This window comes from Bradyrhizobium sp. 63_E2_N1_3 (assembly GCF_052076005.1).
In the GTDB taxonomy this organism is placed as follows: Bacteria; Pseudomonadota; Alphaproteobacteria; order Rhizobiales; family Xanthobacteraceae; genus Bradyrhizobium; species Bradyrhizobium barranii.
Map to the genome: position 1 here is coordinate 5,724,081 of NZ_CP197235.1, position 17,009 is coordinate 5,741,089.

Consider the following 17,009-nt stretch of genomic DNA (forward strand, 5'->3'; position numbering starts at 1 on the left):
CCGACCCAGATCTTCGCGTGCAGCAGCGTTGCGCGAAGAACCAACAGCCCGACGTGGAGACACCGACCATGAGCCCTTCCGTGCAACTCGCCGTAAAGCCTTCCGCGACCCCGACGGTGGCCGAGTTCCATGCGCGCCTCGACGCGCTGCTACCGCTGGTCGAATCCAGGGCCGCGGAGGCTGAGACACAGGGCTATCTGACTGACGACGTGGTAGCGGCGCTGCGCAAGGCCGGCATCTACACCATGCTGTTCCCGAAGGAGGTCGGCGGCGCCGAGCTTCTGCCTTACGACGCCATGACCGTGATCGAGCGGCTCGCTTACGCACACGCCTCCGCCGGCTGGTGCGCCATCGGCAACAACATGGAAGGCACGACGCTCGCCATCTACATCGAGGACGAAGGCATCAAGAAAGTCTTCGCGGGCGGGCCCGACATTACGATTGCCGGCAACGGCGTGCCGCGCGGCTTCGCCCGACCGGTCGATGGCGGTTACATGATCCGCGGTAACTGGGCCTATGGCAGCGGCATTCAGCACGCCGAGTGGGTCCATTCAGGCTGCTTCGTCACCGACGCATCCGGCAAGGACATGGTGTTCGGCCCGAACGGCCAGCCCAAGATCGTCGTCACCCACCATCCGCGCGCGACCATCAAGTTGATGGGCAATTGGGACGTGCTCGGCCTGCGCGCGACGGGAAGTTTCGACTACACTTTGAGCGAGGGCGACGAGTTGTTCGTGCCCACGCACATGACCTACGATTTTGACATTGGCGCGCCGCGCCGAGGTGGTGTGCAGGGTGCACTGGGACTGGCGGGCTACAGCGCCTGGGCGCATTCCGCCTGGGCCGTCGGTGTCGGCCGCCGCATGCTCGACGAACTCGTCAAGGTGATCGTCCAGCGCCAGGATCCATTCGGCAAGTCGCGCGACAGCGCGAGCTTCAAGTTCCAGTTTGCGCAGGCCGAAGCTCGTTTCCGCGCAGCACGTGCGTTGGTCCACGAAACCTGGAAGGACGTCTCGGAGACTTGTGCCGGCGGTGAAAGTCCGTCGCTGGAGCAGATGACGATGATCAAGCTGTCATTGCGCCACGTCCACGACGTTCTGTCGGATGTCGCCACCTTCGCGCATCGCGCCGCGCGCGGCGCCTCGCTGCACAACACGCCGATGCAGCGGTTCTATCGCGACATCCATTCGGGCACGCAGCACATCCTGATGGCCGACCAGATCGTCGAAGAGTGCGGCCGTGCGCTGCTCGGCCTCCCCGGCCCTGGTGCGCAATGGACGGTCTTCGGGGTGACGGGCTGAGCAAGCGACCAGACACGAGGGCGTCGAGGTGAGGACATCCCGCATCGTTGGCTTCTGCGGCAATAGTTGGCGCCCGGCGAAGTCGCGCATGCTGGTGGAAGCCGTCGCCGCCGATCTTCAGGCGCAGCATGGACTGAAGACCACCGTCCTCGACCTTGTCGACGCCGGTTGCGGCATCGCCGGCTTCACCCGGACTGCACTCGATGACAACGCGCGCGCCGTCGTCGAGGCCATCGAACAAGCCGACGGTCTCGTGATCGGATGCCCGGTGTTCCAGGGCTCTTATCCCGGATTGTTCAAGCACGTATTCGACTTGATCGAACCCAGCGTGCTGCGCAACCGCCCGGTGCTGTTGACCGCGGTCGGCGGCGGCCTGCGCCACTCGCTGGTGGTCGAGCACCAGCTCCGCCCGCTGTTCGGCTTCTTCGAAGCCTGCACCGTTTCGACGGCGATCTACTCCAGCAGCGGCGAGATCGTACCGGGCGAGCCGCTCGCACCAATGACGGCCGCGCGGCTCGCCAACGCCGTCGAACAATTCGCCTCACTTCTCAGCGGTCGCCAGGAAGCCGCCGCATGACTCACCAACGCCCGGCTCTGCCGCCTTCAACCGGAGACGACCATGCTTGATACCGTCAAACCCTCGCCCGATCTCACCGGCTTCTCCCGCGCGGAACATACGATCAACGGCGTGCGGACCGTCGTTCACAGCATCGGAAGCGGCCCCGTGCTGGTGTTCCTGCACGGCACCGGCACCTTCACCGGCTTCGAGATGGCGCGCGATTGGGCGAAGCGGCACACGGTCATCATCCCCTATCATGCGGGCTTCGGCGACTCCGGCGACTCCGAGACGATCGACACCGTCGAGGATCACGTCCTTCACTACATGGATCTGTTCGACAAGCTTGGCCTTGAGCAGTTCGACCTCGCCGGGTTCTCGCTCGGCGGATGGCTTGCCGCGGAGTTCGCGATCCGTCAGCCGGATCGGGTCCGCAAGCTGGTGCTGGTTGCGCCCGCCGGTCTTGTGGTCGGAAGCGCGCCTGCGCCCGGATTGTTCGAGATCGCACCGCAAGAACTGCCAGCCTATCTCGCGCACGATCCGGCCGCGGCACTCCGTTACTTTCCCAAGGCGCCCGATCCGGCCTTCGACGCCCGGCTTGGACGCGAGGTCACGGGCTTTGCCAAGCTGATCCGCAGCGAACCGCAGGGCAATCCCAAGCTCGCGCACTGGCTGCATCGAATCACGATGCCGACGCTGGTGCTGTGGGGGGCCGCAGATCGCTTGCGCCCGACCGCCCAGGCAGATGCCTGGAAAGCAGGGCTCCCCGACGCACGCGTGACGCTGGTGCCGGCGACCGGTCATCTCGTGTTCGAGGAAACGCCGTCTTCCGCACACTACGTCACCGATTTTCTCGTCGATTGATCCGCACACAACAGAGGACACCACCATGATCGAGATGCCTCCGGGCGTGACCCCTGCCAAAGAAGGCTTTGGCAACGTCATCTGGAACATTCTGGGCCAGACCTACACGCTGAAGCAGCATTCCGAAGCGTCGATGGCCTGGCATGCCGTGTTTCCGGATGGCACCTTCGTGCCGCCGCACGTGCATCCGACCCAGGATGAATTCGTCTATGTGCTGAGCGGCCGCTACGACCTCTGGCTCGACGGCAAGGACTTTGTCGCCAAGGCCGGCGACCTCGTCCGCATGCCCAAGGGCATCCCCCACGGCATTTTCAACAAGTCGGGTGAAACCGCCACCAGCCTGTTCTGGGTCGCACCGACGCGGTCGCTGAAAGAGCTGTTCGAGCGCATCCACAATCTCCCCGATCCGCAGGAGGTCGTGCGACGTGCCGCCGAACACGAGGTCAACTTCCTGCCGCCGCCCGCCTGAGGCCACGCCGATTCCGTCGACACGCAAACCGCGAGAACCGATGATGACCATGCTGACAACAACTTGGACGTCCATCTCCGAGAACGACCGCCGTCGGATAGCCCGGTGGCAAAAAGCCATGCTGGCGCTCGCCATCCTCTGCGAGATCTTTCTCGCCGCCGACTGGTATGCCTTCGCGGCCGTCCTGCCATTCGTCTCCGAGAGCCTCAAGCTCAATCCCGCCGAGGCGGGACTCGCCCAAGGCATCTTTGCGCTGACCTACGGCATCGGCATGGTCGTCTGGTCTCCGGTCAGCCGGTCGATGACGGCGCGCAACATGCTGCTGATCGGGCTTGCGGGCACTGGTATTGGCATGGTGCTCCAGGTGTTCGTGCAAAGCTACACGCAGCTCGTGATGCTCCGGCTCGTGATCGGCTTCTTCGACGCCGGCATCTTCATCGGCAACATGAAGCTGATCTTCGGCTGGTTTCCGCAAAGTCGGCGTGGCTCGGTGGTAGGCATCATCCTCGCCGCCTACAGCCTCGCCATCACCATGGATTTCGCGCTCGGCATTCCCCTGACGATTGCGACCGGTTGGCGGACCTTCTTCGCCGTGCTGGCGATCGGCACGCTGCTCGTTGCAGCCGTCGACGCACTCGTCGTCCGTAACAATCCGCGCGAGCTCGGCATCGACGGTTTTACCTGGGGCAATGAAACACCGCAGGAGCACCTGCCGCTCGGCGAGATCTTCCGCTCGAAATGGATCGCGGTCGGCGGCTTCGGCATCGTGGCCTGCACCTTCGCGATCGCCGGCACCGCCACCTGGGTGGTGCCGGCCTTCATCACAGTACAGCACATGCCGCCGGAAGCGGGCGCTGTCATCGGCACCGTCATGGGGTTGTCGCAGGTGCTATTCCTGGTGATTGGCGGCTACATGTCCGATCGGCTCGGCAAGCCCTTCATGATCAAACTCACCGCATGTCTCGCTTTCCTGACCGCGCTGATGTTCCTGTGGAGCGTGGTCACACCGATGCCGTTCTCGATGCTGGTGCTGTTTGCAGCACTCAGCGGTATCGCGCTTCTCGGCGGCGGCGCTATCTTCGCCCTGCTCAGCGAAAAATACTCCGACGCGCTCGCACCGGCCGCGATTGGATACGCCGAGGTATTTGGCATCTTCTCGGCCTTCGTGGCGCCCTGGATGATGGGCGCCATCATCAACGCCTCGGCCGGCTCGTTCACCGGCGCCTTCATTGCTTTCGCGGTGGTCGAGCTCATCATCGTCGGCCTTTTGATGATCCTCGCCCGCGAGGACGTCAGTCAGGGCGCGGTGGTCGGAAGCCCCGCGGAATAAGATGCAGCGATCAAGGGCACGGGGCAGAAGCCCGTGCCCTTGGGACCTCGACAAAGGTCCATCTTTTGGGAAATCGGGCGCCCTCACCTTGTCCGCGGCGGGCAAGAGTGGCAATCTCGCATGCAAGTGCCCCAAGAGACCCCGTCATGCCGCGCGCGAGCGCCAAATCGCTTCCCCAGCTCAGTCTGCGCATCGACCTCGATGGCGAGGATCGGATCGGGCCCGGCAAGATCGAGCTTTTGGAGCAGATCCGCGAGCAAGGCTCGATCTCGGCGGCCGGCCGCGCCATGGACATGTCCTACAAGCGTGCCTGGGATCTCGTGGACGAGATCAACCGCATTTGCGGACATCCCGTGGTCGAGCCGCAGGCCGGCGGCAAGAACGGCGGCGGCGCGATGCTCACGCCCTTCGGCGAAAAGCTTGTCGCGCGCTACCGCAAGATCGAACGCGACGCCGCGCGCGCCGTGCACAAGGAGCTGGAAGCGCTCAGGAGCGACATCGGCCGTTCGCGGAAATCGTGAACGGACGGGCGCGCATCCTGGCGGCTCGCTAGCGCATCCAGCGTGGCAGGGGCAGATTTTTCTTGCGCAGGAATTCCGGGTTGAACAGCTTGGATTGATAGCGCTGTCCGCCATCCGCGAGGATGGTCACGATGGTTTTGCCTGGACCGAGGTCGCGCGCAAGTCGCATGGCTCCAACGATATTGATCGCGCTTGAGCCGCCCAACACCAGTCCTTCGTGCTCGATCAGGTCGAACAGGACAGGCAAGGCTTCCTCGTCCGTAATCTGATATGCCGTATCGATGGGCGTGCCTTCGAGGTTCCGGGTGACACGGACTTGCCCGATCCCTTCGGTGATGGAGTCTCCCTCTGTCGTCAGTTCCCCTTTGGTGAACCAATTGTAGAGAGCGGCCCCCATGGGATCGCTGAGCGCAATCTTGATGCCGGGATTTCGCTCCTTGAGGGCTCGCGCGATCCCACCCAAGGTACCGCCGCTCCCGACGGCACATGTGAAGCCATCGATTCGTCCATCCGTCTGCTGCCAAATCTCCGGACCAGTCGTGCGATAATGCCCGTCCCGATTGGCGACATTGTCGAACTGATTGGCCCAGAAAGCACCGAGCTCCTCGGCGAGCTGACCGGAATAGCGCGCGTAATGACCCGGATTGGAATAGGGTACGGCAGGCACCAGGCGCAAGTCGGCACCGCACAACCGCAACATGTCCTTTTTCTCCTGACTTTGCGTGTCAGGCATCACGATCACGCTTCGATAGCCGCGTGCATTCGCCACGAGCGCTATGCCGATTCCGACATTGCCGGCTGTTCCTTCGACGATGACGCCTCCCGGCTCAAGCTTGCCGCATCGCTCGGCATCGTCGATCATGGCCAGCGCCGCGCGATCCTTGATCGAGCCGCCGGGATTGAGAAATTCGGCCTTGCCATAGATCTCGCAACCCGTGGCCTCCGACGGCATTCGCAGCCTGATCAATGGCGTGTTGCCGATAGCGTCCAGGAAACCCGTTCGAACATCTCTCATCGCTTGCCACCCCTACGCGCCCACAACTTTAGGCTGGCGAACAGGCAAAGCGATTCTCTAGTTCAGGCGACGCGTGCAACATTTCCGGCGCCCGACCGGCCCAATCGGCAATTTCATTCTTGGGCTGCGTTTTAATTGCGCCTTTGGCCCAAGCCGCTAGTTCGGCCGCACCGACATTTCCGGCATCGGCTGGGTCAGCGCTTCGCCGAGCAGGCTCTGCTCGGCTTTCGGGATCGAGAAGCGCACCTTGAAGCCGTCCTCGGTTTGAAGCGTAATGATGCGCTGGGTCGTATCGGTCGCCTGCTCGATCGCCCAGGACGCCAGCGGATAGGCGTAGCGCAAGCTCTGGTCGCCGTAGCGGGCCTTCAGCGCCGCCTCGAGCAGCCCGGGCAGCGTCATGATGAGGGCGCCGACCTGGTTGAGCGAGACACTGACCGCGGCGGGGTTGCCCGCCAGATCCTCGAAGCCCAGCGAGATCGCGCCGCCGTCGGACGCCACCTCGCAGGTCGTGAGCTGCCTCACCTTGATTTCCATCGTCAGTCCCGGAACACGGTTCGCTATATTCATCACGATATATCGATATGTCCACCCGCGTCCAGCCCTGCTTTTCTGGAATTGATCGAACCGGCCGCCATGGTCGGCCCGGCGAAGTCGTGATATATAGTTCGATATAACGAGGCCCCGAACGGCCCGTTTTTGCAAGGGAGCGCAAAGCCAATGAGTGACTACAATCTTCTCATCGACGGCAAGATGGTGCCCGGCGACCAGACCATGCCGGTTCTCAATCCCGCGACCGAAGAGGTGCTGGCGCAGTGTCCGCGTGCCTCGAAGGCGCAGCTTGATGCCGCCGTCGCCGCGGCGAAGGCCGCCTTCCCGGCCTGGGCCGCGACCCCGATGGCGGAACGCCGCAAGCTCGTGAACGAGATGGCCGACGTGATCGAGGCCAATTCGGGCGAGCTCGCCCACATCCTCACCAGCGAGCAAGGCAAGCCGCTTGGCGACGCCACCGGCGAGGTCCTCGGCATGGCCGCGTTCTTCCGCTACCTCAGCTCGCTCGAATTGCCGATGAAGGTGATCGAGGATTCCGGTGACCGCAAGGTGGAAGCCTATCGCCGCCCGCTCGGCGTCGTCGGCGCCATCATTCCCTGGAACTATCCGCTGCTCATCCTCAGCTTCAAGCTGCCGTCGGCGCTGCTCGCCGGCAACACGCTGGTGGTGAAGCCGGCGCCGACCACGCCGCTGGCGACCCTGCGCTTCGCCGAGTTGATCAAGGACGTCCTGCCGAAGGGCGTTCTCAACTTCATCACCGACGCCAACGACCTCGGCGGCGAGATGACCAAGCATCCTGATATCCGCAAGATCTCGTTCACCGGCTCTTCCGCCACGGGGCAGAAGGTGATGGCGAGCGCGGCGCAGACGCTCAAGCGCATCACGCTCGAGCTCGGCGGCAACGACGCCGGCATCGTGCTCGACGATGTCGACCCGAAGAAGGTCGCTCCCGACATCTTCGAGGGCGCGTTCCAGAACTCCGGCCAGGTCTGCCTCGCCATCAAGCGTCTCTACGTCCACGAGTCCGTCTATGACGAGCTCTGCAACGAGCTGGTCGCGATCGCCAAGAGCACGGTGGTCGACGACGGCGCCAAGCAGGGCACCAAGCTCGGGCCGCTGCAGAACAAGATGCAGTACGAGAAGGTGAAGACGTTCCTCGAGGACGCGCGCAAGAACGGCAAGGTGGTCGCCGGCGGTTCGGCGATGGACCGTCCCGGCTATTTCATCGAGCCGACCATCGTGCGCGACATCCAGGAAGGCTCGAAACTGGTCGACGAGGAGCAGTTCGGCCCGGTGCTGCCGCTGATCAAGTACTCCGACAAGAACGATGCGATCCGCCGCGCCAACGCCACCACCTACGGCCTCGGCGCTTCGGTCTGGTCGTCCGACATCAAGCGCGCGCACGAAGTCGCAACACAGCTCGAGTCCGGTACGGTCTGGATCAACAAGCACCTCGACATGGCCCCGCACATCCCGTTCGGCGGCGCCAAGCAATCGGGCATCGGCACTGAATTCGCCGAGGAAGGCCTCGCCGAGTTCACACAGCTGCAGATCATCAACGGCCCGCCCGCGGCCTGATCGGAGAACCGGGGCCGCGGCGGAAACGTCGCGGCCCCAATTCTTTGCCGTCAAACGGAGGCCGACCATGTTCGATGCGCAATGCGACCTCGCCGCCCTCGTCTACGAGGCGCATCAGGACCCCGACGCGGTCCTGCGCAGCTTTGCGGCGGATCTGAATGCGCGTGGCCGTCGCGTCGTCGGCATGGTTCAGGCCGGGCAATGCGCGGATTTGAGCCTGTCGGCCGTGCTGCTTCACAGCGGCGAGACGCTTCTGCTCGCGCAGGATTTCGATCCGGCCGCGCGCGGCTGCCGTCTCGATCTCGCGCGGCTGCAAAATGCGGGGATGCGGATCGCGGACGCGCTCTCGCATGGCGCCGATCTCGTCATCATCAACCGCTTCGGCAAGCGCGAGCGCGACGGCAAGGGCCTGTCCCATCTGATCGGACGCGCGCTCGACGCCGACATTCCCGTGGTGATCGCGGTTGGCAGAGACCATTTCGCCGACTGGATCAAGTTCGCCGGCGGCATGAGCGTCAGGCTCGGCTGCGAGCGCGACGCGCTGGAGGCGTGGTGGCGGAGCATCTCCACAAGCAACGCGCAGCTTGACGTCGGATCACATCCTACGGTGTGCGAAATTCTGAAGTGAACGATCTGAGCCTGCCGGACTCGCGTACTTGTCCGTGAAGTCCTCACAGCAGCGCGCCGACTTCCCCTGTCGCCGCCGCGCAGGCAGTAGTTTCCCGGAATATGGCCGACGGTCGGGCCTCTGATACGCTTGTGCGGATTCAACCCGCTCACCCCGACATGCCCTGGGATCCCGAAATGCCGGTACGTCGGCTAAAGCCATCGCGCGTCCTCGGCGTCGAGCGCTTCTCGGACTTCGACGAATTTCGCGCCAACGAGGTGCTCGGTCTCGGCACCAGCACGCCGCTCCGTCCGCGGGAATTCTCGCTGTCTCGCGCCATCCTGCCGCTCCGCGACGGGCTCTTCGTGCTCCAGCGCTCCTTTGCACGGCGGTATGAGGCCGAGATCGGCACGGACAACGGCGTCGGCCTCGTTGTTCCCCTCACCTTTCACTCCATCGCCAATGGCCGCGAGGTCGATAGTTCGATGATCGCCGTCATGCGCGGCAAAGCCCCCGTCAAGGCGATCGAGCATCACCCCAACACTTACCTGATGCTGCGCTTCAACTCGGACATGCGCCATCGCGGCTGGGCGGATTTCGACACCGGCCTCGCCTATGTCCGCACGCAGGACGATCCGATGACGCGCCTGCGCGCGGCTATCGTGGAGATGTTCTCGCTGGCGTCGGCATGCAACGATCCCCGGCAATTCGAGGCGCTCTACCGCCCGATCCAGGAAACGCTGCTCGCCGGCCTCGACGCCACCCTGCTGCCGGCAGGCGCACGCAGCGCCCGCCCCGGTTCATTCGACAAGCACCGCAAGCTGATCGCGCATCTCGACGACGTCGTTGCGCTGTTCGGCAGCAAGCCGCTCTACAGCGACGACCTCGCCGCCGCGCTCGGCGTGTCCGTGCGCACGCTCCAGGTCGCGACGCACGCGGTGCATGGCGTGAGCCTGCACCACTATCTGCGCCTCAAACGGTTGTGGGCCGTTCGCGTCCAGCTCATGACCGGGGGCGATGGCTTGACCGTCAAGGCCGCAGCGCTCGGTAACGGCTTCTGGCATCTGGGCGACTTCTCAAGGAGCTACAGACTGGCCTTCGGCGAAGCGCCGTCCGAGACGCTGGCACGCGGACGGCGTCCGTTGCATCTGGCCATCGGCGCCTGAGAGTGCGGATCGCCCCTCAGGCGTGACCCTTGCGGTGCCCGCTCTCGCTGATGCGGTCGACCCAGGCGATACCGATTGCGGAAATGATGAAGGTCAGGTGGATCAGCACCTGCCACATCACGCCGGACTCGGTGAAATTGCTGCGCGTGGTGCCGAGATTGCCGGCCTCGATGAAGGTCCTGAGCAGCGAGATCGAGGAAATGCCGATGATCGCCATCGCGAGCTTGATCTTCAGCACGCTGGCATTGACGTGGCTCAGCCATTCCGGCTCGTCCGGATGGCCGTTCAGGTTCAGGCGCGAGACGAAGGTCTCGTAGCCGCCGACGATCACCATGACCAGCAGGTTCGAGATCATGACGACGTCGATCAGTCCGAGCACGACCAGCATGATCTGCTGCTCGCTGGCGTCGAACGAGTGCGCGACCAGGTGCCAGAGCTCCTTCAGGAACAGCAGCACATAGACGCCCTGCGCGACGATGAGGCCGACATAGAGCGGCACTTGCAGCCAGCGCGAGCCGAAGATGAGCTGGGCGAATGGGCCGATTTTCGGTCGCGGCCCGGCGTGCGCCGAAGGTGCTTTGGGTTCAGGCGTCATGGATCACTCCGGATTGCAGGCAGGAATTGTCGCCTCAGAGACTCGCGATGACGGGCGCGAGCTCGAGCGAACCGCGATAGATCATCTCGAAGGCGACGTAAACGATGATGGCGAGACCGACATAGGCGATCCAGCGCTGCTTCTGCAACACCCGGCCGAGCAGATCGGCGGCGACGCCCATCATCGCGACCGACAGCAACAGTCCGAACGCGAGGATGTAGGGATGCTCGCGCGCGGCGCCTGCGACTGCGAGCACGTTATCCAGCGACATCGAGACGTCAGCGGCGACGATCTGCAACGCCGCCTGCCCGAAGGTCTTGCGCGACGCCGGTGCGCTGCCCGCGCTACCGCCATGGCTCAACGAGAGCTCGGTGTGCGCGGACTGCTCGCGCAGCTCGCGCCACATCTTCCAGCACACCCACAGCAGCAGCACGCCGCCGGCGAGCAGCAGGCCGATCACCTGCAGGAGCTGGGTCGCGACGCCGGCGAAGACGATGCGCAAGGCTGTGGCGGCGACGATGCCGACGATAATGGCGCGGCGGCGCTGCTCGGCCGGCAGGCCGGCGGCGGCAAGGCCGATGACGACGGCGTTGTCGCCGGCGAGCACGAGGTCGATCAGGATGACCTGGAGCAGCGCGGTCAGCGCGTCGGCGGTGATGAATTCAGTCATGATTGATCATTTTTCGATGCAGACGGATCGAGCCATTGCGGCTTCTTCCGCTCGACCCAATCCAGGACCTTGGAGCGCGAGGCGCGCAACGCCGGGACGTCTTCGGCGAGCAGTGCGAGGCCGAGCGGCAGCATCCAGATTCCGAGCACCGGCAGGAAGGAGAGCACGCCGCCAACGATGAGCAGCGCGCCCGAAGGGATCCTCACCCAGCGGCTGGACGGTTTGAGCAGATAGGCGACGGTGTCGCCCATGCGCGGCGGCAGGCGACGGACGAGTTTGTCGAGGCGCGGGTCGCCACCGGCCATCTGGCCGGTGGTGACCAGATTTCCTGTCGTCCGCTCGTCCGATGCTGTGCTCATGCTCACTCCTGCGCGGCGGCGCGCCGTTCAGTGCCTGCGCTGCCCGGCGCCACCGGCTTTGCGCGCGGCAGCACGAGCGTCAGCAGGCGCAACAGCTTGATCGCCTGCACCTCATGGGGATGCACGTCCTCGTCCGCAGCCGCGACGCGCTCCGACAGTTCCATCAAATGGGCCGACAGCGGCAGGTCCGAGACCGGACGCAACGTGTCGATCACCACATTGGCAAAGTCAGGCTCCTCGAGTCGTTCCGCCAGTTCGTCGAATATCGCAAACAGCCGGTCGTCACTCATGTGCGGCGCCAGTCCGCGATCCCTGATGAAGCGGATCACCTCGTCGCGCTCGACCGGCGAAACGCGCCGGTCGGCGACGGCGACGAGCGCGCCGGCGATCACCAACGCGACCGCAGCCTGCTCGTTCAGCCTGGACGGTTCCGTGATCTCGATTTCGATCGGATTTGAAGTGGCGGCGTCGGACATCGTAGCTCCCTTACGTTGCGAAATGACCGCGCGGGGCTGCGATGGGGACGATTGAGTCGGAGAGAACTCGAGAAGGCCCGACGATCGGCCGATCCATCGCATTCGCGCGGGACAGGTCATCCGACATCGCAAGGTTTTGCCGACATTGTCGGCGTCCTCGCCAGAGGGGCCCGGATTCTTGTTCGCTCCAGACATAAAGATGGGTGGGCCGGAATCAAGGCAACAAGACTGCGACCAGCCGCCGCATCGGGTTCCGTGTCAGTGGATCTGGTTAACCAATAGTGCGCGTCTCTCCGTGTCCTGGACGCGCTGCAACGCCCTTCGCGTTGCTGCGCAGAGCCGGGACCCAGAAGGCCACGCATTCCGCCGCAATATGGGCCCCGGCTCAGCAGCGCACCGCCGAAGAGGCGCTGCGCTCCGTCCGGGGCACGAGACCGCCGTTTGACGCGCAACTTACCTCACGACCTCGACAAGATGCGCGCGCGATGGTGCGGGATCGAACTTCTCGCCGAAATACTGCGTCTCGTGCGCCACCAGTCCTTCGCGGAATTCCATGATGCTGACGACATAGGACGGCACGCCGTCATAGGTCAGCACGAACTCGCTCACCCAGAGATCGCCGCCGCCGACGATCCGGCGGACCGTGAAGCGCTTCTTGTTGGGCTGCACGAACCGGCTCTCCTGAATCGTCCCGCGGCCGCGGATGCGCTCGCCGGACTGCGGATAGTCGAGCACGGCGTCCTCACGGTAAATGTCGTGTTCGGCCTCGAAATCATTCGCGTCCGACGCAGCCCAATGGCGCTGAAGGGCCGCCAGTATCGCCTGATCATCCATCGCGATCTCCCGTCTTGCGGTGTCTGCCCCCAGATCGGGACGCAGACAGCCGGCGACAAGACCGGCTAGCAACGTCTAACAACGACTAACGGGCCAAAATTCCGACATGGATGCAGATTGGCATTGCAGCGACCTGGAAACCGCCAGAGCCGCGCCGTCACGCCGGGGAACCCCATGGCCCGTTTGCTCTCCCTCAATGTCGGCCTGCCGCGCGACATCGCGTGGCAAGGCAAGACCGTTTATACCGGCGTCTGGAAGACGCCCGTCAGTGGTCCGCGCAGGGTGCGCCGGCTCAACATCGACGGCGATGGACAGGGCGATACCGCCGGTCATGGCGGCGAGCAGCGCGCCGTCTACGTCTACCAGCGGGAGTCCTATCAATACTGGCAGGAGCACCTCGGTCGATCGAACCTCGTCCAAGGTCAATTCGGCGAGAATTTTACCGTCGACGGCCTCGCCGACAGGGACGTCTGCATCGGAGACCGTTACAAAATCGGCTCTGCCCTGTTCGAGGTGACGCAGCCGCGCGTCACCTGTTACCGGCTGGGGATTCGCATGGAGGAGCCGGACATGGCCGCGCTGCTTGTCAGGCACGGCCGGCCCGGCTTCTATTTTCGTGTGATCGAGGAAGGCGACGTCGAGGCCGGCGACGAGATCACGCAGATCGCTGATGGCCCCGAACGCATGAGCGTGTCCGAGATCAATGCGCTGCTCTATCTGCCTCCTCACCCGCGCGACGGCCTGGAGCGCGCGCTGAAAATTCCGGCGCTGAGCGGCGGCTGGCGTCATTCCTTCGAGGCGCTGCTCGAGCAGCAGCGCAAGGATACGACGGCGGGAAACGCCGGGCTCGGCCCGGCGTCGAGCCCGCCTCCGGCCTGGCGCGGCTTCCGGCCGTTTCGCGTCGCGCGCAAGATCGCCGAAAGCGGCAACGTGACGTCGCTGATCCTCGAACCCACGGACGGACATCCCGTCGCCGCCGCCCTGCCCGGGCAATTCGTCGTCGTGCGGCTCGGCACCTCCACTGCACCGGCGATGACGCGCAGCTATTCGCTGTCGAGCCGCTCCGATGCCGCGTCCTGGCGCATCAGCATCAAGCGGGAAGCCCACGGCGCGGCGAGCCAATATATCGCCGACGAGGTCAAGATTGGCGACGCTGTGCAGATCGGCGCGGCGCGCGGAAGTTTCACGCTACGGCAAGATGCGCGGCCCGTCGTCTTGCTGAGTGCCGGCATTGGCGTAACGCCGGTGCTTGCGATGCTGCACGCGCTCGCCGCGGAAGCATCGACGCGAGAGGTCTGGTGGCTGCACGGCACCCGCAACGGTCGCGAACATGCGTTCGCCGCCGAGGTGCGCGGGCTGTTGGCTGGGCTGGCCCACCATCACAGCCATGTCTGCTACAGCGCGCCCGATCCAGGCGATCGCCTCAATGTGGATTTTGACACGATCGGACATCTGGACCTCCGGGTGCTTCAATCCGTCGGCGTCCCACGCGACGGCGATTTCTATCTGTGCGGGCCGGCACCGTTCATGACCGATCTCTCGCGCGGGCTTGCCGGACTCGGCATCGCAGCGGATCGCGTTCACACCGAGATGTTCGGCGCCGGACCATCCCTGACACCCGGCATAGCGTCCTCCCCGCAGAAGCGGGCGCACTTGCCGGCCGGCGCAACCGGCCCAGGCCCGATGGTCTCGTTCGCCCGCAGCGGCCTCAATGTCTGCTGGGGACCATCATATGCCAGCCTGCTCGAGCTGGCCGAAGCCTGCGACGTTCCCGTGCGCTGGTCGTGCCGGACCGGCGTGTGCCACAACTGCGAGAGCGGGCTGGTGGCCGGCGCGGTCAGCTATGCGCCGGATCCGCTCGACGCACCAGCGGACGGCAATGTCCTGATCTGCTGTTCACGGCCCCAGGGCGACGTCGTGATCGATCTGTGAGTGTCGGCACCCACGCCAGACATGCGAGAAGATATGGGAGAGTTCAATGCGACCTGACATGATGCCGGGAGTAACCTTCCCGGATTACGAGCTCAGCGACCACACCGGCAAGCACCGAAAGCTCTCCGAGCTGCAGGGTGGCGATCCAATGGTGCTCGTTCTCGGCCGCGGCGGCTTCTGTCCGAAGGATCGCCGCCAGGCCGAAGGTCTGCTGCAACTCCATCGCGAGATGGAGGTCGGCTATTGCCGGCTGGTCACGATCACCACCGACAACATCACCCAGACCAACGAATATCGCAGCGGCGTCGGGGCGCACTGGCCTTTCCTGTCGGATTCGCGGCGGATCGTTCAGAAGGATCTCGACATCGCCGAATACACCGATCCCGTCCACAATCCGATGATCCCGCATGTCATCGTGCTGGAGCCCGGCCTGCGCGTTCACAAGATCTATAACGGCTATTGGTTCTTCGGACGCCCGACCGTCGAAGAGCTGCGCCAGGATCTCCGAGCCGTCAGCATGAATTGCCGTCCGGACTGGGACATCACCGCGCCCGGGCTGAAGACCCTCTGGGATCAGGGCCGCAAGGAGCATTTTTATCCCTACGGCAAGGCTTACGTCGAAACTCTCGGCGAACGGGACTAGAAACACATTCCGGCATCGTCCGTTCGGACGAATGCCGAGCCAGGAATGTGGATGGTCCAGATGAAGACGACTCCCGGCGATCGCGCCGGCCGCATGGGCGCGCGCCAGATCTACGAAGCCCTGAGGGATCAGATTCTGACGCAGGTCTACGGGATCGACAGCCTGCTGCCGTCGTCGCGGGCGCTTGCCGGCGAGATGGGCGTGGCGCGCTCGACCGTGACCGTCGCCTATGAACAGCTCGCCGCCGAAGGTTTTATCGAGACACGCCATGGCGCGCGGCCGCGCGTTGCCCGCGCCGTCGTCGAACGCGGACGCGCGCGCGCCGCATCGCGGCCCTCGGCGCGCAGGCCGCTTCTGTCGGCCTTCGGCGAGCGGTTGCGGTCGGACCCGCCGCGCTGGACCGAGCCGCCGCGCGGGCTCATCGCCAACTTCCGCTATGGCGAGCTCTCGCCGTCGGATTTCCCGGTGCTGGCGTGGAAGAAGGCCGTGACGGCGGCGATGGCGCGCAAGCCCGAGCGGCTGGCCTATGACGACCCCTGCGGCGCGCTGCGGCTGCGGACCGCGCTTCAGGGCTATCTGTGGCGATCGCGCAGCGTCCGCTGCGAGGTCGATCAGATCGTTGTCGTGAACGGCTCGCAGCAGGGGCTCGACATCTGCGCGCGCCTCCTGCTCGACGCCGGCGACCGCTTCGTGATGGAGGATCCCGGCTACCAGATGGCGCGGCACACGCTCGCGGCAACGGGCGCCGAGACGGTGCCGATCCCCGTTGACGCGGATGGACTGGAGACAACGCGGCTCGACGGCATCGAGGCCCGGCTCGCCTATGTGACGCCATCGCATCAATATCCGCTCGGCGGCGTCATGCCGATCGGACGCCGGCACCAATTGCTCGCCTGGGCACGCAAGCACGACGCCTACGTGATCGAGGACGATTACGACAGCGAGTATCGCTACGACACCAGGCCGATCCCGCCGCTGCATGCGCTGGAGGGCAGCGACAACGTGATCTATCTCGGCACCGTCTCCAAGACACTCTCCCCGACCTTGCGGATCGGCTACCTGGTCGTGCCCGCCGGGCTGCGATCCCTGTTCGCCGCCGCCAAGCAGATCATGGACCGGCACACGCCGCTGATCGAACAGCACGCTCTCGCTTCGATGCTCGAAAGCGGCGCCTATGACAGCCACGTCAGGCGCGTGCGCCGGCGCAACGCCGAGCGTCAGCAGGCGCTGCTCGCCGCGTTGCGCCGCCGGTTCGGAGATCGCGTCCGGATCGAGGGCACGGCGGCGGGCCTGCACGTGGTGGCGTGGCTCGACGATCTGCCGCAGAAGCGCGAAGATGCATTGATCCAGGCGGCTCGCACGAAAGGCGTCGGCGTCTATCCCGTCTCCGCGTTGTTGGTCGGCCCACGCAGGGCGCGGAAGACCGTCGGTCTCGTCATGGGCTATTCGGCGCTGGAGATTGCGCAGATCGAGAGAGGCTGCAAGATTCTCGCGCAGGCCGCCGCCGAACTGGACTGATTAAATCATGTAAAACTGGCCGTTTC

Annotated in this window: 19 protein-coding genes; 12 read left to right on the top strand and 7 right to left on the bottom strand. The window is 64.8% G+C overall.

The window, feature by feature from the left end; genetic code table 11:
* Positions 1–68: 68 nt before the first annotated feature.
* From AB7531_RS27665 to AB7531_RS27690, 6 genes are all read left to right on the top strand, one after another.
* Positions 69–1,301 carry an acyl-CoA dehydrogenase family protein gene (locus AB7531_RS27665; RefSeq protein ID WP_063986456.1) on the top strand — a complete coding sequence of 411 codons (1,233 nt, stop codon included), beginning with the start codon at positions 69–71 and terminating at the stop codon, positions 1,299–1,301.
* Between the two features lie 28 nt (positions 1,302–1,329).
* Entirely contained in the window at positions 1,330–1,878 is a 549-nt protein-coding gene (locus tag AB7531_RS27670; protein WP_084795173.1) for an NAD(P)H-dependent oxidoreductase, read from the top strand.
* 42 nt (positions 1,879–1,920) lie between these two features.
* Complete coding sequence (locus AB7531_RS27675) at positions 1,921–2,721, top strand: alpha/beta fold hydrolase (protein ID WP_063984000.1); 801 nt, start codon at positions 1,921–1,923, stop codon at positions 2,719–2,721.
* A 25-nt stretch (positions 2,722–2,746) separates the two neighbouring features.
* The gene (locus AB7531_RS27680; RefSeq protein ID WP_028159377.1) at positions 2,747–3,190 is read left to right on the top strand and encodes a cupin domain-containing protein; all 444 of its coding nucleotides are present in this window, start codon (positions 2,747–2,749) and stop codon (positions 3,188–3,190) included.
* Between the two features lie 118 nt (positions 3,191–3,308).
* A complete protein-coding gene (locus AB7531_RS27685; protein WP_441280189.1) occupies positions 3,309–4,520 on the top strand; it encodes an MFS transporter in 1,212 nt (403 codons plus the stop codon).
* Between the two features lie 146 nt (positions 4,521–4,666).
* A complete protein-coding gene (locus tag AB7531_RS27690) occupies positions 4,667–5,041 on the top strand; it encodes a winged helix-turn-helix domain-containing protein (protein ID WP_063984001.1) in 375 nt (124 codons plus the stop codon).
* 28 nt (positions 5,042–5,069) lie between these two features.
* On the opposite strand, the gene AB7531_RS27695 is transcribed toward AB7531_RS27690, so the two are convergent.
* Positions 5,070–6,056 carry a cysteine synthase A gene (locus tag AB7531_RS27695; RefSeq protein ID WP_063984002.1) on the bottom strand — a complete coding sequence of 329 codons (987 nt, stop codon included), beginning with the start codon at positions 6,054–6,056 and terminating at the stop codon, positions 5,070–5,072.
* 156 nt (positions 6,057–6,212) lie between these two features.
* Positions 6,213–6,590 (bottom strand): hypothetical protein, encoded by a 378-nt coding sequence (locus AB7531_RS27700; protein ID WP_028159380.1) that lies wholly within the window; start codon positions 6,588–6,590, stop codon positions 6,213–6,215.
* A gap of 183 nt (positions 6,591–6,773) precedes the next feature.
* On the opposite strand from AB7531_RS27700, the gene AB7531_RS27705 reads away from it, so the two are divergent.
* The 3 genes from AB7531_RS27705 to AB7531_RS27715 all read left to right on the top strand — a co-directional run bounded on the left by AB7531_RS27705 (position 6,774) and on the right by AB7531_RS27715 (position 9,956).
* Complete coding sequence (locus tag AB7531_RS27705) at positions 6,774–8,183, top strand: aldehyde dehydrogenase family protein (RefSeq protein ID WP_063984003.1); 1,410 nt, start codon at positions 6,774–6,776, stop codon at positions 8,181–8,183.
* A 67-nt stretch (positions 8,184–8,250) separates the two neighbouring features.
* On the top strand, positions 8,251–8,811 hold the full coding sequence (locus AB7531_RS27710; protein ID WP_063984004.1) for a DUF2478 domain-containing protein: 561 nt from the start codon (positions 8,251–8,253) through the stop codon (positions 8,809–8,811).
* 176 nt (positions 8,812–8,987) lie between these two features.
* Positions 8,988–9,956, top strand: coding sequence for a helix-turn-helix domain-containing protein (locus AB7531_RS27715; RefSeq protein ID WP_063986457.1), 969 nt, complete (start codon positions 8,988–8,990; stop codon positions 9,954–9,956).
* A gap of 16 nt (positions 9,957–9,972) precedes the next feature.
* On the opposite strand, the gene AB7531_RS27720 is transcribed toward AB7531_RS27715, so the two are convergent.
* The 5 genes from AB7531_RS27720 to AB7531_RS27740 form a co-directional block, all read right to left on the bottom strand.
* Positions 9,973–10,551 carry a TIGR00645 family protein gene (locus AB7531_RS27720; protein WP_085404852.1) on the bottom strand — a complete coding sequence of 193 codons (579 nt, stop codon included), beginning with the start codon at positions 10,549–10,551 and terminating at the stop codon, positions 9,973–9,975.
* Between the two features lie 34 nt (positions 10,552–10,585).
* Positions 10,586–11,221 (bottom strand): TerC family protein, encoded by a 636-nt coding sequence (locus tag AB7531_RS27725; protein ID WP_063984006.1) that lies wholly within the window; start codon positions 11,219–11,221, stop codon positions 10,586–10,588.
* The gene (locus AB7531_RS27730) at positions 11,218–11,580 is read right to left on the bottom strand and encodes a hypothetical protein (protein ID WP_063984007.1); all 363 of its coding nucleotides are present in this window, start codon (positions 11,578–11,580) and stop codon (positions 11,218–11,220) included. The genes AB7531_RS27725 and AB7531_RS27730 overlap by 4 nt, the downstream gene beginning before the upstream one ends.
* A gap of 2 nt (positions 11,581–11,582) precedes the next feature.
* On the bottom strand, positions 11,583–12,056 hold the full coding sequence (locus tag AB7531_RS27735) for a TerB family tellurite resistance protein (protein WP_063984008.1): 474 nt from the start codon (positions 12,054–12,056) through the stop codon (positions 11,583–11,585).
* A 453-nt stretch (positions 12,057–12,509) separates the two neighbouring features.
* Positions 12,510–12,890 carry a nuclear transport factor 2 family protein gene (locus AB7531_RS27740; protein ID WP_231144582.1) on the bottom strand — a complete coding sequence of 127 codons (381 nt, stop codon included), beginning with the start codon at positions 12,888–12,890 and terminating at the stop codon, positions 12,510–12,512.
* A gap of 174 nt (positions 12,891–13,064) precedes the next feature.
* On the opposite strand from AB7531_RS27740, the gene AB7531_RS27745 reads away from it, so the two are divergent.
* Genes AB7531_RS27745 through pdxR form a run of 3 tightly spaced genes read left to right on the top strand, consistent with a single transcriptional unit; the run spans position 13,065 to position 16,983 of the window.
* Positions 13,065–14,822: an MOSC and FAD-binding oxidoreductase domain-containing protein gene (locus tag AB7531_RS27745; RefSeq protein ID WP_063984009.1), complete on the top strand. Its 1,758-nt coding sequence runs from the start codon at positions 13,065–13,067 to the stop codon at positions 14,820–14,822.
* A gap of 46 nt (positions 14,823–14,868) precedes the next feature.
* Entirely contained in the window at positions 14,869–15,465 is a 597-nt protein-coding gene (locus tag AB7531_RS27750; protein ID WP_084795175.1) for a redoxin domain-containing protein, read from the top strand.
* Positions 15,466–15,516: 51 nt separating this feature from the next.
* Complete coding sequence (gene pdxR, locus AB7531_RS27755; protein ID WP_231144581.1) at positions 15,517–16,983, top strand: MocR-like pyridoxine biosynthesis transcription factor PdxR; 1,467 nt, start codon at positions 15,517–15,519, stop codon at positions 16,981–16,983.
* The last annotated feature ends 26 nt before the right edge of the window (positions 16,984–17,009 follow it).

What these genes read in the sequence shown, in the direction of transcription:
- AB7531_RS27665 (WP_063986456.1), top strand. Translation starts at nt 69, where the DNA reads ATGAGCCCTTCCGTGCAACTCGCCGTAAAGCCTTCCGCGACCCCGACG.
- AB7531_RS27675 (WP_063984000.1), top strand. Translation starts at nt 1,921, where the DNA reads ATGCTTGATACCGTCAAACCCTCGCCCGATCTCACCGGCTTCTCCCGC.
- AB7531_RS27680 (WP_028159377.1), top strand. Translation starts at nt 2,747, where the DNA reads ATGATCGAGATGCCTCCGGGCGTGACCCCTGCCAAAGAAGGCTTTGGC.
- AB7531_RS27685 (WP_441280189.1), top strand. Translation starts at nt 3,309, where the DNA reads ATGCTGGCGCTCGCCATCCTCTGCGAGATCTTTCTCGCCGCCGACTGG.
- AB7531_RS27690 (WP_063984001.1), top strand. Translation starts at nt 4,667, where the DNA reads ATGCCGCGCGCGAGCGCCAAATCGCTTCCCCAGCTCAGTCTGCGCATC.
- AB7531_RS27695 (WP_063984002.1), bottom strand. Translation starts at nt 6,056, where the DNA reads ATGAGAGATGTTCGAACGGGTTTCCTGGACGCTATCGGCAACACGCCA.
- AB7531_RS27700 (WP_028159380.1), bottom strand. Translation starts at nt 6,590, where the DNA reads ATGGAAATCAAGGTGAGGCAGCTCACGACCTGCGAGGTGGCGTCCGAC.
- AB7531_RS27705 (WP_063984003.1), top strand. Translation starts at nt 6,774, where the DNA reads ATGAGTGACTACAATCTTCTCATCGACGGCAAGATGGTGCCCGGCGAC.
- AB7531_RS27710 (WP_063984004.1), top strand. Translation starts at nt 8,251, where the DNA reads ATGTTCGATGCGCAATGCGACCTCGCCGCCCTCGTCTACGAGGCGCAT.
- AB7531_RS27715 (WP_063986457.1), top strand. Translation starts at nt 8,988, where the DNA reads ATGCCGGTACGTCGGCTAAAGCCATCGCGCGTCCTCGGCGTCGAGCGC.
- AB7531_RS27720 (WP_085404852.1), bottom strand. Translation starts at nt 10,551, where the DNA reads ATGACGCCTGAACCCAAAGCACCTTCGGCGCACGCCGGGCCGCGACCG.
- AB7531_RS27725 (WP_063984006.1), bottom strand. Translation starts at nt 11,221, where the DNA reads ATGACTGAATTCATCACCGCCGACGCGCTGACCGCGCTGCTCCAGGTC.
- AB7531_RS27730 (WP_063984007.1), bottom strand. Translation starts at nt 11,580, where the DNA reads ATGAGCACAGCATCGGACGAGCGGACGACAGGAAATCTGGTCACCACC.
- AB7531_RS27735 (WP_063984008.1), bottom strand. Translation starts at nt 12,056, where the DNA reads ATGTCCGACGCCGCCACTTCAAATCCGATCGAAATCGAGATCACGGAA.
- AB7531_RS27740 (WP_231144582.1), bottom strand. Translation starts at nt 12,890, where the DNA reads ATGGATGATCAGGCGATACTGGCGGCCCTTCAGCGCCATTGGGCTGCG.
- AB7531_RS27745 (WP_063984009.1), top strand. Translation starts at nt 13,065, where the DNA reads ATGGCCCGTTTGCTCTCCCTCAATGTCGGCCTGCCGCGCGACATCGCG.
- AB7531_RS27750 (WP_084795175.1), top strand. Translation starts at nt 14,869, where the DNA reads ATGCGACCTGACATGATGCCGGGAGTAACCTTCCCGGATTACGAGCTC.
- pdxR (WP_231144581.1), top strand. Translation starts at nt 15,517, where the DNA reads ATGGTCCAGATGAAGACGACTCCCGGCGATCGCGCCGGCCGCATGGGC.